The organism is Indolivaga capnocytophagoides DSM 22835, from assembly GCF_000426485.1.
Classification (GTDB): domain Bacteria; phylum Bacteroidota; class Bacteroidia; order Bacteroidales; family Dysgonomonadaceae; genus Dysgonomonas_A; species Dysgonomonas_A capnocytophagoides.
In genome coordinates, this window is the sequence record NZ_KE384529.1 from 609,005 (window position 1) to 624,417 (window position 15,413).

Annotated in this window: 14 protein-coding genes; 5 read left to right on the top strand and 9 right to left on the bottom strand. The window is 39.0% G+C overall.

What is annotated here, in order from left to right:
- Positions 1–42: 42 nt before the first annotated feature.
- Both K322_RS0115855 and K322_RS20910 read right to left on the bottom strand, forming a co-directional pair.
- A complete protein-coding gene (locus tag K322_RS0115855; protein ID WP_026627755.1) occupies positions 43–282 on the bottom strand; it encodes a hypothetical protein in 240 nt (79 codons plus the stop codon).
- Between the two features lie 68 nt (positions 283–350).
- Positions 351–509, bottom strand: coding sequence for a hypothetical protein (locus K322_RS20910; RefSeq protein ID WP_157279491.1), 159 nt, complete (start codon positions 507–509; stop codon positions 351–353).
- Between the two features lie 226 nt (positions 510–735).
- On the opposite strand from K322_RS20910, the gene K322_RS0115865 reads away from it, so the two are divergent.
- From K322_RS0115865 to K322_RS0115875, 3 genes are all read left to right on the top strand, one after another.
- The gene (locus K322_RS0115865) at positions 736–1,512 is read left to right on the top strand and encodes an XRE family transcriptional regulator (RefSeq protein ID WP_026627756.1); all 777 of its coding nucleotides are present in this window, start codon (positions 736–738) and stop codon (positions 1,510–1,512) included.
- 665 nt (positions 1,513–2,177) lie between these two features.
- Positions 2,178–2,975 (top strand): cysteine hydrolase family protein, encoded by a 798-nt coding sequence (locus K322_RS0115870; RefSeq protein WP_035332270.1) that lies wholly within the window; start codon positions 2,178–2,180, stop codon positions 2,973–2,975.
- Between the two features lie 21 nt (positions 2,976–2,996).
- Positions 2,997–3,722: an MBL fold metallo-hydrolase gene (locus K322_RS0115875; RefSeq protein ID WP_026627758.1), complete on the top strand. Its 726-nt coding sequence runs from the start codon at positions 2,997–2,999 to the stop codon at positions 3,720–3,722.
- Positions 3,723–3,725: 3 nt separating this feature from the next.
- Here K322_RS0115875 and K322_RS0115880 read toward each other — a convergent pair whose 3' ends face one another.
- From K322_RS0115880 to K322_RS0115895, 3 genes are all read right to left on the bottom strand, one after another.
- Positions 3,726–4,256 (bottom strand): C40 family peptidase, encoded by a 531-nt coding sequence (locus tag K322_RS0115880; protein WP_035332272.1) that lies wholly within the window; start codon positions 4,254–4,256, stop codon positions 3,726–3,728.
- A gap of 19 nt (positions 4,257–4,275) precedes the next feature.
- On the bottom strand, positions 4,276–5,220 hold the full coding sequence (locus tag K322_RS0115885; RefSeq protein WP_026627760.1) for a DUF5106 domain-containing protein: 945 nt from the start codon (positions 5,218–5,220) through the stop codon (positions 4,276–4,278).
- 230 nt (positions 5,221–5,450) lie between these two features.
- Positions 5,451–8,396, bottom strand: a complete 2,946-nt coding sequence (locus K322_RS0115895) for a tetratricopeptide repeat protein (protein ID WP_169714151.1) — start codon at positions 8,394–8,396, stop codon at positions 5,451–5,453.
- A gap of 393 nt (positions 8,397–8,789) precedes the next feature.
- Between K322_RS0115895 and K322_RS0115900 the strand changes: the two genes are divergently transcribed.
- Positions 8,790–9,326, top strand: a complete 537-nt coding sequence (locus tag K322_RS0115900) for a hypothetical protein (RefSeq protein ID WP_134436446.1) — start codon at positions 8,790–8,792, stop codon at positions 9,324–9,326.
- A gap of 85 nt (positions 9,327–9,411) precedes the next feature.
- On the opposite strand, the gene K322_RS0115905 is transcribed toward K322_RS0115900, so the two are convergent.
- From K322_RS0115905 to K322_RS0115920, 4 genes are all read right to left on the bottom strand, one after another.
- Entirely contained in the window at positions 9,412–11,793 is a 2,382-nt protein-coding gene (locus tag K322_RS0115905) for a TonB-dependent receptor (protein WP_026627763.1), read from the bottom strand.
- A 197-nt stretch (positions 11,794–11,990) separates the two neighbouring features.
- Positions 11,991–12,494, bottom strand: a complete 504-nt coding sequence (locus K322_RS0115910) for a terminase small subunit (protein ID WP_026627764.1) — start codon at positions 12,492–12,494, stop codon at positions 11,991–11,993.
- An 87-nt stretch (positions 12,495–12,581) separates the two neighbouring features.
- Positions 12,582–13,835 (bottom strand): M56 family metallopeptidase, encoded by a 1,254-nt coding sequence (locus tag K322_RS0115915; protein WP_026627765.1) that lies wholly within the window; start codon positions 13,833–13,835, stop codon positions 12,582–12,584.
- A 3-nt stretch (positions 13,836–13,838) separates the two neighbouring features.
- Positions 13,839–14,234 (bottom strand): BlaI/MecI/CopY family transcriptional regulator, encoded by a 396-nt coding sequence (locus K322_RS0115920; RefSeq protein ID WP_026627766.1) that lies wholly within the window; start codon positions 14,232–14,234, stop codon positions 13,839–13,841.
- 458 nt (positions 14,235–14,692) lie between these two features.
- On the opposite strand from K322_RS0115920, the gene K322_RS19785 reads away from it, so the two are divergent.
- A complete protein-coding gene (locus K322_RS19785) occupies positions 14,693–15,307 on the top strand; it encodes a hypothetical protein (RefSeq protein ID WP_051290864.1) in 615 nt (204 codons plus the stop codon).
- Positions 15,308–15,413: the final 106 nt, after the last annotated feature.

Below are 15,413 nucleotides of genomic sequence, written 5' to 3' on the forward strand. Positions count from 1 at the left end.
TTAATAAGTCAAAAAAAATATTCAATTACTGTATTTTACTCCTTAGGCATATTGCCCGTATTCTATTTGCTCGATAAGATCCATAGTATGTTTTTTATTCTTCAGGCGGTCGATAATCAGACCGGCATCGGGATGATCGGCTCTCACTTGTACAATAGTATTTTTATCAATACGGATCGACCGCAAAGGGCGTCGGCACTTATTGATCCTGACTAATAATTTACAGGCTTTGCGGATTTCTCGCTGTTGGTCAAAAGTTGTGTAGTCTCGTTTTGTTTTCATGATTCGTTTTGTTTTGTGTGAAAATAAATAGTTTCGTTTGTTTTGTGTGTCAGAATGGAGAGCCTGCCTTAACCTGCCTGCCTAAAATATTCGGCATACCGTTCAAACAGTTCTTTATCTTCATGATAACGTTCTATGGCTCGCTCTTCAGCATAGTTATAAGAATCATCAAACATAGTTTCGTCTCTTTCGAAAGCTGCATTCCAAAGTATTTCTTCTGTAGTCATATAATATATATTTATTCGGTTTTTCGTTCAATAAAATCACACCAGGGTATTCGATTTGCCGATTTTTTTATCTTTACGGCTTGTTTTTCAATTTATTTCCCTATATTTGCAATATTATGTTCATTTTTATAATACAAATATATTCGAAAAATCGAACATAAACAAATAGAAACATATCAAATATTCGGCAAATCGAATATTTAGAAATATATCTAAATAACAGGTCATGAAAGAGTCTATAAATAACCGTATTAAGCAAATAGTAGATCAAAGCGGCAAGTCTGTAAGAGCTTATGCCGAATTTGCAGGAATAGCACAAACTACTCTTAATGATTGTATTAAAGGCACAACAGAGCCTAAATTCGGGCTTATCGACCGAATAATGACCGCCGAACCGAACATAAACCCCGACTGGCTTCTTACAGGCAACGGCAGCATTTACCGCAGCAACGAATCTGAAAGAACCAAATTCAAGAATCCCTCGTCTACAGAAGATCAGGAACCGTATTTCGTGAATAATTCGGGTGTAAAATATTTCGAACTACCCAACGGACGTTTCCGCATGCGTGTACCAATGATACCGGTAAAGGCATACGCTAAATACATAGACGAATGCCGTGACGCCGAATTCGCTCAAAATATGGAAGAAGTCGAATTTATTGTCGATAAGATCGGATTGGGACGTTACTTTGCTTTCGAAATAAAAGGCGACAGCATGGACGACGGATCAAAACGAAGCCTCAGCGACAAAGACATTGTACTAGCCCGTGAACTTTCGCCCGAATATTGGCGCAACAAGCTTCACAACGACGAATACCCTTTCTGGATAATCACTCTCGACACAACTATCGTCTGCAAACAAATAGTAGAACAGGATTTAGACCGATGCGAAATAACCTGCCATTCGCTCAACCCTTCGCCCGAATATGCCGATTTCAGCATCAGCCTGAATTATGTCCGCCAGTTGTGCAACATCGTAGCACGGCAATCGAATCAGTTCTGATCTGAATTTCCATACAGCTACCATCAATTTTTAACCATCTTATCACCCCATCAATAAAACAAAGACACCTACTCACACGAGCAGGTGCCTTCTGATAAGGATTTTTAATTCAATTATCGGATGAAATCAAAACAACAAAAGATTTCAAACAAACAACAACCCTATTATATAAATTTCATCTATAAATCATAGACATCTGTTTATCACCACATTTAAACAATACCGACCTATAAAACCGAGTGCAAAGATAGAATATTAGAAACAATATGTTATTTTTACACAATGAACGACTAATCTTTTAAAGATATTTAAATGGCAAGAAACACTCAATAGTTAATTTATTTTAATGAAAAATTCAAAAAAAAACGATGAACGACTAATCCTCCTATAATAATATCATGATTATCTTATGATTTCAGAGGAGAAGCAAAAAAAAGGAATAAAGCCATTTATAAATGGTCTGTAACCCCTAAGAAACAAGCCATCTCAACAGCAATGTTAAGATAAACAGACAACAACATTCAAAATAAAACATTTTCTATTTTTATCTGTTATTAAAATAGAAAGCACTAATTTTGACAAGAGATAAAACACCGCACTAGCTAACAGGAATTGATATTTATATCATAAAATATAAGTACTTCATTCGAACTAATTATACAATAATGAGAAAAAGCACGGCAGCACTGGGAATCGATATTCAGAACGATTTTACACGACCTAATGGTAAACTATATGTTCCGGGATCAGAAAATGATATATGGAGAACATATGCATTTATTGAAGAATGCGGCCGCTATATCGATCATATTGCTCTCAGTATGGACTCTCACCAGCCTATACACATCGCCAGCCAGATTTACTGGAAAGACAAAGAAGGTTATCCCCCGGCAGAATTTACAACCATAACAGCCGAATCAGTGGAAAAAGGTAAATGGTACCCTCAATTCAACCAACCGCTGGCATTGGATTACCTTAAAGATCTGGAAGCTACAGGACAATCATGCACCATCTGGCCTATACACTGCGTACAAGGCAGTTGGGGATGGGCTCTCAACGAATCATTTTATAAAGCACTCCACGCCTGGTCGGTATTATATAACAGACAGTACGAACTCTTTTTCAAGGGGAACCATCAGGCAACCGAACATTACAGCATATTCAAAGCTGCGGTGGAAATGCCCGATGCACCGGAAACAAAGTTAAACACTCAGTTGTTAGATATACTGAACTCTTACGAAAGGATACTGGTGATGGGCGAAGCTGCCGACTTTTGTGTTGTCAATTCGCTGTACGACATGATCGTGGCACGCCCCGAAATGATCGACCGTATAATTGTCCTCACCGACTGCATGTCGTGGATCGACCCCAATAACCACAGGGCAAAGGCATTATACGACGAAGCGCAGAATCTGGGTGTACGATTTATGACTTCAGTTGAGTTCAAGAAAAACGAATTGTAATATCTGTAACTTTTTTGCGTTATGAGACTTACCTATATCTATCATAGCTGCTATACTATCGAAGCAGCCAATTTTACGATTATCATCGATTATTATAAAGATTCCATCAATGATCATCAGGGAGTTATACACGACCGTATCCTCCACCGTCCATATCCCCTGTACGTGTTATCGACTCACGGACATCACGACCACTTCAACCCCGAAATACTTACTTGGAAGGAGTTGCGGAGCGATATTCGCTATATCTTTTCCGAAGACATCAGGTCGGTGATCAAACAGCCTTCGGAGGATATTACTTTCATAGCCAAAGACGGAGAGTACAAAGATGAACTACTGACTATCAACGCTTACGGATCGACCGATTTGGGTGTATCTTTCAAGATAACACGGGGAGACAATGTGCTTTTCCATGCCGGCGATCTCAACAACTGGCATTGGAACGAAGAGTCTACCGAAGATGAAATAAAAGAGGCAGAAGCGTTTTACGAACGCGAATTAAATCATGTAGCAGCCACCACTCCAGCGGTCGGACTGGCAATGTTTCCGGTAGATCCGAGACTCGGCAAAGACTACATGAAAGGAGCAGAACAATTTTTATCGAAGATAGAAACCGCCCTCATTGCCCCCATGCATTTCGACACGGCTTACGAAAAAGCCGCTCAGATAGAAGATATCGCAAAAAAATACGGAACCAGTGCTTTTATTCCTCAGCGCAGAGGCGAAATGTATAAAGGCGAAGTATAAAACCTATTTTACACGTCCTCCTTTTTGCCATGTCCGCTTATAATAATCTTCATCCAGAGAACTCACAATAACACCTTTGGATGTAGAAGCATGGATAAACAGTCCGTCCTTGAGAAAAATACCCACATGATCGATCTTTTTCGATTTTGCGGCGGTACGGAAGAACACCAGATCTCCTGTTTTCAGTTTGTGTTTACCTACTTTGTGTACATTATTCTTAGCCTGTCCGTCGGATGAGCGATCTAGTTGCCGCCCGTAAACTTTGCGAAAAACTTCTCCGACAAACCCCGAACAATCCGTTCCCGATTTTGTATTGCCTCCATATCGGTAAGGCACACCCATCCAATAAGAAACCTCGACATATAAGGGCATATTCATGTCGTCGTTTCTGATCGGTACGTTCAGTTTTCGCGATAATCCGGCTACTTCTTCGGGGTTATACAGCACTTTATTACTCCCGCACGAAGCGAGCAGCAGCACTAAAACCGGAAGAAGGAAAAATCGTAAATTCTGATATTTTGTATATACAATCATAGGATATGAATCTTAGTAACTAGTAATCCGTAAGCGGAGGTAAAGACATCGCCTGCTCCATCAAGTAATTCTCGACGGTGCTGATATTACTGTCTTTCAGAATCACCCGCTTATCTTTATCCAGCAGATAAATCGTTGGAAATCCCTGTATGTCATATATCCTCTCAAACCAAACTTTCTTTGCAGGATCATAGCCATTGATCCATTCGGATGGCAGTTTATCCTGAGATGCTTTCCACTCGTCAACCGGAGCTTCCGGAGCAAAAGCTAAAAGTTTGAGATCACCCGACTCGAGCCAGTTACCTATCACCTCCGAATTCCGGATCTGTTTTTCGGCAGCTTCACACGCATGACAGCCGGGACTGTAAAACATCAGCAGTGTAAAATCCGCTTGTATATTATACAACGAATCAGTACGATTTTCTGTATTCACGTATACTATATCAGCAGCAATAGTCCCTACTCTGTTCTTTTTCGCCATAGATAAGTTCATGACATAACGGCTGCTGTCTTCGTCAGAAAGATCATCCGACGAAAGCAGATCCTCAAGTACTATAATCAGGTATTCGTCGTTACGGTACGGTGATACGGTATTCCCTAGCAGATCACTCAATGTATTGGCAATATATTTATACACCTCATCATTTGCCTTCGATTTTTTCAACAAATCGGTTATACATGATTGTGCAATATCTGCCGGCACTTTATCGAGCAAACCTATATAATTGGAAATAACAGGAATCGCTAACTCCGGGTTTTTAGTATTCTCGGCATTGGCAAAGTTAAATTTGTCCCAGTAATGAGTCACCGTCCATACATTACGATCAACCTCATCGGTTAGATCTGACGGAGCAGACAACACTTCGAATTTAGGGTACGGCAGTTTTATCTGCACTTGAGCATCAATACCATACACCGAAACGGCAAAACATAGTGCTGAGAAATATATTTTTATTTTATTCATATCTTATGCTGATAATAAGTAAATGTATATCAATTCGTTTACCAAACTGCCTGCAACCTCGTTTACGGATAAACAAGTAGGTCTGAGACCTTACTTTTCCAAAAGTAAGCATTTTTTGTTTAATCTGTTTAAACCCGACAATATGCAGAACCGGATAAAAGAGTGATGCGGAATTATTCGTCATGAATAATTCCGCATCAACAAAGGTTTATTTATAAAGGCACATTCTTTTACTCTTCCAGATTATCGTTCTGATCATTATTCACTTTCATCAACTTCGAAATGATATCGAGTTGTTTCTGTGCCTTTTCGATCAACCGTTCGTTATTCGGTTCGAGCGACATTACTTTAATAAAATCGTTAATGCCATTCTGATATTGCTCTGTTATTTTATTCGAAAGTCCTCTATTAAAATAGGCTTTCGTATAATTCGGATTTATCTCTATCGCCTTGTTATAGTCTTCTATTGCCACAGTATGCTTATTATGATTATAGAAGATATTACCTCTGTTGAAATAAGCCTCGGCTAGCATAGGGTTCAGATTTACGGCTTCGGTATAATCTTTAATCGCCGCTTCGAATTCGTGCAGATTGGTTTTGGTATTTCCTCTGTGCAGAAAAACCTCTCCGCTCCGATTATCCACCTGTATAGATTTATCGAATTGAATTATAGCATCTTCATATTTTTTGATTGATGCATATGCCTGTCCATACTTCAGATAAGCCTGAGCATTGTTTGACAGATACTGAGATATGCTCTCAAAATTAGCTATAGCTTCTTCGTAATTATCCAATTCAAAGTTGGCAGTTGCTATATTCAATATAGTATTAGTATCGAAATCGACTTTTCCTTTCAGATTATCATAATCGGCAAGCGCACTTTCATACCTGCCCGTTCTAAAGAAAGCATCTGCCCTATAACGGAATACATCGTCATTGGCAGCATCAGCGTCCACCACTTTGGTAAAGTCGGCTATTGCATCTTCGTATTTGTCGAGCATGTACAGCGATATACCTCTCAAGGTGTATGCTCCGTTATTATCAGGCTCTGACGCTATCACCGTATTCAGGTAATCTATCGCAGTATCATATTCTCCGATATTGAAATACACCGATGCCAGATTATACACAGGCACGCTGTCGGCTTCCAGTTCATTAGCCTTATTGTAGTCAGATACGGCATCCTCAGGCTTATCGAGAGAGAGGTAAGCATTACCTCTTTCTATATATATTGAGGCATTATACGGATCGAGACTTATACTATGATTGAAATCAGACAACGCTTTTTCAGCCTCGCCCCGTTGCAGCAGGATGGACCCTCTGAAACTGTACACTTGCGAATTATCAGGATCGAGACGCAGTACGGTATTGAAGTTATCCAAAGCTCTGTCGTACTCCTTCAGATTGAAATAGACCATTCCTCGCTGTAGTATCGCCTGTGAATGGTCGGGATCAATAATCAGCGTGGCATTAAAATCGGATATCGCTTTCTCGGTCTCTCCGATATGTGCATATGCTACTCCTCTATTGTAATGGGCTTCGAGGTCATTGGGATTGAAACGCAGTGTAGTATCAAAATCTTCTATTGCTTTTTTGAGATCATTAATAGCCATATATGCCAATCCGCGACCGAGATACGCTTTGATATTATTCGGCTTGATACGCAAGGTAGCATCATAGTTTTCGATTGCTTCCTTGTGCATACCCTTTCCGCTGTATATAAGTCCCCTGTTGAAATATGTTTTGGCATCATAGGGATTCATTTTCAGCACAGCATCATAGTCAGCCAGAGCCCTATCATTAGCCCCTGTGTGAAAATAGGCATTGGCTCTGTTATAATAGGCATACGTATATTCCGGATCTATTTCTATTGCTTTGGTGTAGTCGTCTATCGCTTTAGCCGTTAATCCCATATTGCTGTAAGCTGTACCTCGGCTGTAGTAAGTAAGGGCATCGCTGAGATTGTATTCAACAGCAGCATTATAGTTCTCTATTGCCTTATCATAATCTCCTTTTTCATTATAGGCTATTCCTCTATTAAAGTATGCTTCGGCATAGGCGGGATTTATCCTGATCGCTTGAGAATAATTATCTATAGCATTGTCATTCATCCCTTTATTACTATATGCGGTACCTCTGTTGTAATATGCTTCGGCATATTCGGGATTCAGTATGATGGCTTTATCATAGTCTTCTATTGCCTTATCATATTTTTGCAGACTGATATATACCCCTCCTCTGTTGTTATAAACCTGCGGCTGATTGGGATTGATATTTACCAGTTTAGTATACATATCTATAGCTTTGGTTTTATCTTCACCGTTGTGATACGCCTGAGCCAGATAGAAATACGCCTGATAGAGTAATGTGCTTTTCGTTTCTTTTTCAATCACATTATCCTGCTCTATTTTAGACACCTGCTCTTCGAGTGCCGATATCTTAGAGGTACTATCAGGTTTATTCAGTGCATTTTGTATATCGAAATTATAGGTTGATGTACGTGCATCTTCCTTTATATTCTCTCCTATCTTTTCCACTTTCGAAAGAGTTGTCTCCACTTTATCAAGAGCATCCTCAATTTCCTGGCGTTTATTGTCTATTTCTTCTGTCTTGGCATCTATCTCATTCTTTCGGGCATCTATCTCCTGCTTATGCGTATCTATCTGTTTTTTAGCGACATCTATTTCGTCATTCTTTATAGCAATCTGATAGAGTGTATCCTCGACCGACTTCATGCGGTCTTTGAGTTCGATAAATACCAGAAACAAAAAGATAATCGTCATCAGCACAAGTATAGCCGCCCAAACAAACAGCAGATTGATGGTATTGTCTGCCGTCTTCACCAGATTATCGGTGTATTCGGTCAACTTTGCAGTAGCCTGATTTATAATGATATCCTCGGCCCGTTGAGCTTTTCGGGTCTTTTCATTATTGATACTGTCTATATATTGGCGTCCCATCTGATCGGTAGCCACAATATACTGCGAGAGATTGCTTTCCTGGAGTATGCCAAGCAGTTCGCGGGTTTCTTTGTTATTGACTTCGGCTCTTTCTACCAATCGTTTGGTATTGAGATAACTTATACCTCCTGTAACTATTGTAAGAACAATAAGAATGCAGGAAAACCAACCGAAATTGATAAAACGTGCTTTTTTACTTGAATTTTCGCTAGCCATGATATAGCTTTTTGTAATATGTTTATATTGATTCATTTAAGGTCGAAGACCTATTTATTATAATACATAAATGCACAATTACATTACGGGTATAACAAGAGGAAATTTTTGCAAATTAAGCTGTACAGAAAAAAACATGGCTTGATAATTCGTACTATCCCTGATTTCTTTATGTGTTGTTTTTATAAAATGCCGAGCATTTACCGTCTTATCCCCACTAACGATGACAAAAATAAGAAAAAATTTAACAATTATAGTTTTTTAGTCTTAAAAAAGCGGTTTATATGCTATTATGGCTTATTTTTGCTTCTAAGGGTCTAGAGCGTTTAACGCATTACAGCACCCTTGTGAGGTTTTAGACAATATTTTTTACATTTTATAAATCTAACAGTTATGAAAATTTTACGATGTGCGCTGATGCTTACAGTTGTAGCTTTGCTCGCCAGTTGCGGTGGACAAAAAAAAGAAACGACTGCACCTATTGATACAGACACTACTGCCGACAGCCTGAAGGTTGCCGCAGGTAGTTACCGTAACGAGACACTCGGATATACAATCACTTATCCGAAAGATTTACTGGCTTTGCAGGAAGGCAGTGAAAATGGTGAAGAACAGATCTTCGCTCCGACAGAAGGTTCTGCCCGTCTACGTATTTTCGCAGATAAACGTATAGATAAGAAATCGGGTAAAGAAGTGTCTTTCAATGAGGCATACGATCAGGATGCAGCCGATGGTAAAAATCGTCAGGTAGTACAACGATCTTTAAATCCTACAAATTATGTGGTAGCAGGTGTCGAGGGTGACAAGATATTTTATCAGAAGACTTTGATGAAAAACAATTCGCTTGTGACAGCCAAACTGACATACACAAAAGAAGAAAAGAAAACATTTGATGCTATTATCGCTTCGATGTTCGGTTCTTTCAAATAAGAAAAGAACGCACTAAACAAAGAACAGCCGGTTTCGAAATTTATCGAAACCGGCTGTTTTATTTATATAACCATAAAAGGTTGTCTTAGAAATTGAAAGTAATATTACCGATTACTTGTCTCAGCTTCTGAGGCTCTACTGTACTCCATCCTTTCCAGTACTCTTTATTGGCAATGTTATCTACCTTCAATGCAAAACGGAATGCTCCGGTATTGTAAAATGCTGTAGCATTGAGTATGGTGTATGACGGTATTATAAACTTGCCGGTAGCAGCAGAGTTGGTTATCGCATTTTCGCCGGCATAATTTCCACCAAAACCAAAACCTAGACCTCTGACTGCTCCTGTTTGTATTGTATAGCTCACCCAACCGTTTACAAGATCAGCAGGCCCTGCCCCCACAGGACGACGTCCTATTTCAGAGGTAGTTGTCTTTTCATTTTTACTGTCGTTGTGACTATATCCTGCGATGATAGTAAGTCCGGGCAAAGGATTAGCTGTAATATCCAATTCAACACCTCTACTATACATATCTCCATCCTGAATGGTATATCCTACTTGCTCAGGATCAGGACGTGTCACTTTAGTTACGTATATGTCGTAATAACTGATACTACCGACCAATTTTCCATCAAAAAGAGTTGCCTTCAACCCTCCTTCCATCTGATTGGCTTGTTGAGGTTTAAAGGTGCGTACCGAACCATCTGGTTGTGTAGATGACCCTACATTTTTAAATCCATTCATATAGTTGGCGAATACTGATAATTTATCAGGAAGAATCTGATATACAGCACCAAATTTAGGAGATAAAGCCGTTTGATTGTATTTGCCTGAAGTAGCATTGGTTTTTACATTGAGAGAACCTTTATTGTCGAAATAGTCGAGACGAAGACTTGCCATTACCAACAAACGGTCTGTAACATTCAGTACATCCGAAACATAGGCACTATACACACCTGCATTAGTTATAGATGTAGATTGAGCAGAACCTGATAATTTTGCTTTAACTGCCGCTTCGGACAGGTTCAGATAATTAGGATCGGCACCTGTGCTGCTCAAACGATCGAACAGGATGTATGTACTGCTACTGTTTTGTTTACTGGTGAAATAATCGATACCTGCGACCAAACGGTTGCGAAGATTACCGATTTTAAAATCGCCAATAAAATTTTGCTGAATATCATAAGTTGTGGTTGTTGCATTTTGGTCTCCAACCCAACGGTTCAATGTATCATCTTTTACTTCGGTTTGGAACATTACATATGAATATAATCCATCTGACTTGCGGTTACTATAAGATACGGCAGTCTGCGAAGTCCACTGGTCTGATATTTTATAATCCATTGTTCCGTACAGTTTAACTGTCGGTGTCTGTACAGTTATATCATTAGTGGTGAATGAGCGTTTGTAATCCATTCCCAATTCCTTCGGAGTACGCGCCTCCAGTTCTCTTGATCTGTTGAGGAATACCATCAAAGGATTAGTTCCGTCTGATGTATAAAACTCTGTATTGAAGTTAAATGATAGTTTGTCATTTACTATATATGTCAATGAAGGAGCAACGAAAAACGTTTTTTTGAATCCTGCATCCTGAAAACTGTTTTCGTACTGATAAGCAGCATTCGTTCTCAATAATATTTTGTGATCTTTATCCAGCGGAGTATTTACATCAGCCGAAATACGATTCAATCCGTAACTACCTACTGTATATGAAAACTCACCGCCAAAACGTTCGTAAGGCTTCTTGGTAACAACATTAATCAATCCCCCAAAAGAAACGAGGCTGCTTCCAAATAGTGTTCCGGAAGGCCCTTTAAGGATTTCTATACGCTCGATGTTGGCAGGATCGAGCCCTCCGTTTGTTTGCCCACCCAAACCATTTACCATGTTGGGTTGAGTAGCAAATCCACGAAGAGAAAAGTATGCAGCTCCGTCACCGCCACGCCCTGTTGAAGACCAAAGTTTATCCAATCCTGGAGAATTTTTCAGAGCATCATCAAAATTCACAATTACCTGTTCTTTAATAAGGTCTTTACCTATAACAGAATATACTTGAGGATTTTCGATGAATTTAATAGGCAAACGTGCAATATATTCCGATTCTTTATTCGAAAATTTAGCAGCACTATTCAGAACTACTACTTCTCTCAACTCATTGTCACTTGTACTAAGAGTTACGTTGAAACTGTTTTCTCCTCGTTTCAATGTAACAACCTTCTTATATGGTTTATGCTCTATCGATGATACAACCAAAGTATGCTCTCCTACCGGAGCACTAAAACGGAACTTGCCATCCTTGTCTGTAAGGGCTCCATTTGATGTGCCTTCAATCGCAACAGAGACATTCTCCAATGGCTCTTTATCGGGGGTTACGACTGTTCCTGACACAAAAGAACCTGTATTTTGCGAATATGCAGAAGTACAGGTTATCAAGCTAATCAGGATAAGAAAAAATCGAAAATTTTTCATTTGTTATTATGTAACTTTTAATATTAAAAAAAATAATACAAATTTATACTTACCCTAATCCATCTGCAATCACTATTACTTATTATATATACATAGTATAATACCTACTATTAGGTAACGAAAGTTATTGCAAATATCACAAAAAAGGCTTACAGCCGGAGTTCGGGTGTAAGCCTTAGCTGTTTATCTGGCAATTATTACGCAGGATTCTCTCTAAGTTTTAATATTTCCTGTTTGGCCTCCTCGTTGAGTACTTCTATATGCCAAACCGAACGATTGTCGCTGCTTTCGTCTGCATCTTCACTGACGTTATCCCCTATCCATTTCGACACGATGGACGAATTGAGAATGCCAGTTGCCGCCCCTTCGAATAAATAAGTCCGTATTGTATTTTCGATACGAGCCATAGCCTCCCTTACGTCAGTGGAAGCTCCTGTTTTTTTGCGATCGAAGTAGGGGACACTACATCCGATGTATTCACAAAACCCGTTCAATGTATAAGGTCTTCTGAGCGGAATATCTATTATACGCCCGCATTCTGCTCCCGATTTCACGGCTTCAGGTCTAAACAATGGATGCATGTCACTCCACTCGAAATATTCGCGTGCAGCATTGAGCAGCATGTCCGATGAATTAAACAATCCATCTTTGTCGTATTTACTCTGGACTTTCCACAATTCTTTTTCTTTAGATATAGCCATAATGTGTTTTTTCTGTATAGATAAAAAAACAGGACTATGCTCCCCGCACAATCCTGTCTTAAAAAAATTGAGTTAAAGTAAAGGAATTTATTCTTTTTTCTTTATAGTTATCAATATTACCCCGTTTTTGCCTTTTTCGCCGTATTTTTCTGTAGCCGATTTGTCTTTCAGCACGTCTATTCTCTCAATATCATTGGGATCTATATCATTCATCTTTTCCATATCTATTTCTTTTCCATCAACAAACACAAGAGGTTTCTCTTTCTGATCTGATTTAGCCCCAAACACATATACATTTGTCTTTACAGAATCAGCTTGTTCTGAATCAGCATTAGTTGACAAGCGAAGATCTAACGGAGAAAAAGTATTCCCTGATAAGTTGTGTACCGTGACACTATTACTACCTTTGGCTCCGATAATCTTTATATTTATCTTTTTCTGACCTGTCGTATCATTCACGGCAGCCCCATTACTATAGGTTTCGTTAAATACATAGCGGGGTTTTGCCGAAGCCCAGAAAAATACGCCTAATAAAGGTAGTACAGCCAAAACCGCTGCTCTTTTCCATGATTTACTTTTTTCTTTCTTAATCATTTTTAATCGATTTGATTTGTTTAATAAGCTAAATGAATTGGCAAAAGAAAACACCGGGCCCTTGAATCTCTGATTGACCAATACCGCCCTGTATCTGGCAGGAGATACTCCCGCAGCAAGAACAGCATTATCAGCCTGAAATTCGTGATTTTCTTTTATAGAAGACACATACAGCCACACAAAGGGGTTGAACCATTGCAGCGTCAATGCGCATTCGCTGCAAATAAGATCAAGCCAGTGTTTTTGGTCGATGTGGACAATCTCATGTTTTAATATCAATTCTCTTTCTACTTCCGACAATTGATCGGCATTCAAAAAGATGTGCCCGAATAATGTAAAGGGCGAATCTACCGAACTGTTGAGGATGACCTTATAACCTCCGTACATAGACAAATTTCCATTTTTAACCAGCCTGTACATACGGATGTATGATCTCAGATTACGAAATACAAGTAATACTATTCCCGACAGATAAACACAGGCGGCAACAACCCACCCATCGAAAGCGAATGTACTCTCCTGCGGAACAGCGTCCTGCGGAACAGTAGATATGACCATCGCCGTAGGAATCATCACATCGTAAGTAAATACAAACGAGGGGAGTATAAACGAAAGTACAAGCCCCACGAACAGAAATACTCTGTTGAACAAAAAGAACGTAGTGCCATTCAGCAAAAAGCGGTAAACTATCCAGAAAATTCCCAGACATATACCTGAGTATAAAATATATTGCAGAAATTCTTTCATAGTTTAATTCTTTTTAGAGTGTAACTGTTCGTCTTCGTCCTGCAATTCCTTGCGGGTTTCTTCCAGTAGCTTATCCATATCTTCGATAGTCAGGTTGGTTTCTTTTGCGAAGAATGATGCCAATGCCGAAAACGAACCGTCGAAGTAATTTTTTATAAATCCGAACAACTGACCCTTCGAGTATTCTTCCTTTGTTACCCTCGGTGAATAAATATTGATACGCCCTTGAGTTTCGTGTTCGGCAAAATCTTTCGACTCCAATATATTGAGCACAGTAGCTACCGTAGTCCGGGCAGGTCTGTTTTCGTCATCAAACTCTTTCAGTATATCTTGTACGGTTGCTTTTTCGAGCGTCCATAATATCTGCATTATCTGTTCTTCGGCTTTGGTCAACTGCATAGTCGGTTATATTTTTAGTTTTTTGATTTTCATATTAAGATCTCAGACCTATTTATTACCCATCCAAGTATAATAGCGATTGCTGGTTACAGCTTTAAAATGCGGTATTAAATACTTTCTGTTATTTATTACAATGCAAACATATGTCTATTTTTTTAGACAACAAAACATTTCGTCTATTTTTTTAGACGTAAATCCATTTTTTATTTGACACAACTAAAATACCTAGCCCTTTTTTGTTAAAAAATTTAGGATTGAAAAAAAAATAAAAGGGTACATATCCTTTTACAGCAAACGAATGGAGACAACATTTATCCTTTATGCTGAATATTAAAGAGTGCAAACAAATTAAACCTCAGGCAGGCTTTGCAGTCAAAACATTTGTAAAACTTATAAGTGATATAAAAATTAAAAATGATATATAAACAGGGGGCAACCTCTAAAACATAAATGGCATTATGAAAAAAATATTTATAGCATTGACACTCTTTGCAACTATGTCGTTAGGGACATATGCAATGCCCCGAAAAGGAAATATCGATTCTAAATTTGGACGTATGCCGATGAAAGAATTAAATCTTTCGAGCGAGCAACAAAGTAAAGTACAAACTCTCAATAAAGAATTCAGGGCCAAAGCCGAAGCGTTACGCAATGATACGACTCTTAACCGTGAGGATAAAGCCCGTCAAAGAAAAGAGTTGAGACAATCAAGGCAAGAAGCTTTTCAGGCTGTGCTGACTCCCGAACAACAAACCAAGTGGAAGGAAATGAAAGAGAAAGCACCTCAGCGCAATGATCGGAAATTCAACCGTAAAAGGATGGAATTCAAAGATCGTTCACCGATGGCAAAACTCAACCTGACAGAAGATCAAAAAACTAAAATTCAAGCGATAAATAAAGAATACCGGGATAAACAAAAAGATCTCAATAAGGCGAAAAGAGATGAAATCAGTTCAATTCTGACTCCCGAACAGCAACAAATGATGAAGGACAACAGAAAACATTTCGCAGGAAAAGACAAACCCGGTAAAAGGCATCAACGCCCCAATCGGACGGACAAAGACATACAGTGAGGTTTTGTACGTGATAATCAAGAAGTTTTCATAATAGCACGCTCGCTTTGGTCGTTATGTATGCCAAAGCCGGCAAAGATTAATTCTTATAGTAAAGATTGCATCC

Excerpts from the sequence above, each read along its gene's own strand:
- K322_RS20910 (WP_157279491.1), bottom strand. The coding sequence starts at position 509 with ATGACTACAGAAGAAATACTTTGGAATGCAGCTTTCGAAAGAGACGAA.
- K322_RS0115865 (WP_026627756.1), top strand. The coding sequence starts at position 736 with ATGAAAGAGTCTATAAATAACCGTATTAAGCAAATAGTAGATCAAAGC.
- K322_RS0115895 (WP_169714151.1), bottom strand. The coding sequence starts at position 8,396 with ATGGCTAGCGAAAATTCAAGTAAAAAAGCACGTTTTATCAATTTCGGT.
- K322_RS0115885 (WP_026627760.1), bottom strand. The coding sequence starts at position 5,220 with ATGAATAAAATAAAAATATATTTCTCAGCACTATGTTTTGCCGTTTCG.
- K322_RS0115880 (WP_035332272.1), bottom strand. The coding sequence starts at position 4,256 with ATGATTGTATATACAAAATATCAGAATTTACGATTTTTCCTTCTTCCG.
- K322_RS0115875 (WP_026627758.1), top strand. The coding sequence starts at position 2,997 with ATGAGACTTACCTATATCTATCATAGCTGCTATACTATCGAAGCAGCC.
- K322_RS0115870 (WP_035332270.1), top strand. The coding sequence starts at position 2,178 with ATGAGAAAAAGCACGGCAGCACTGGGAATCGATATTCAGAACGATTTT.
- K322_RS0115920 (WP_026627766.1), bottom strand. The coding sequence starts at position 14,234 with ATGCAGTTGACCAAAGCCGAAGAACAGATAATGCAGATATTATGGACG.
- K322_RS0115900 (WP_134436446.1), top strand. The coding sequence starts at position 8,790 with ATGAAAATTTTACGATGTGCGCTGATGCTTACAGTTGTAGCTTTGCTC.
- K322_RS0115905 (WP_026627763.1), bottom strand. The coding sequence starts at position 11,793 with ATGAAAAATTTTCGATTTTTTCTTATCCTGATTAGCTTGATAACCTGT.
- K322_RS0115910 (WP_026627764.1), bottom strand. The coding sequence starts at position 12,494 with ATGGCTATATCTAAAGAAAAAGAATTGTGGAAAGTCCAGAGTAAATAC.
- K322_RS0115915 (WP_026627765.1), bottom strand. The coding sequence starts at position 13,835 with ATGAAAGAATTTCTGCAATATATTTTATACTCAGGTATATGTCTGGGA.
- K322_RS0115855 (WP_026627755.1), bottom strand. The coding sequence starts at position 282 with ATGAAAACAAAACGAGACTACACAACTTTTGACCAACAGCGAGAAATC.
- K322_RS19785 (WP_051290864.1), top strand. The coding sequence starts at position 14,693 with ATGAAAAAAATATTTATAGCATTGACACTCTTTGCAACTATGTCGTTA.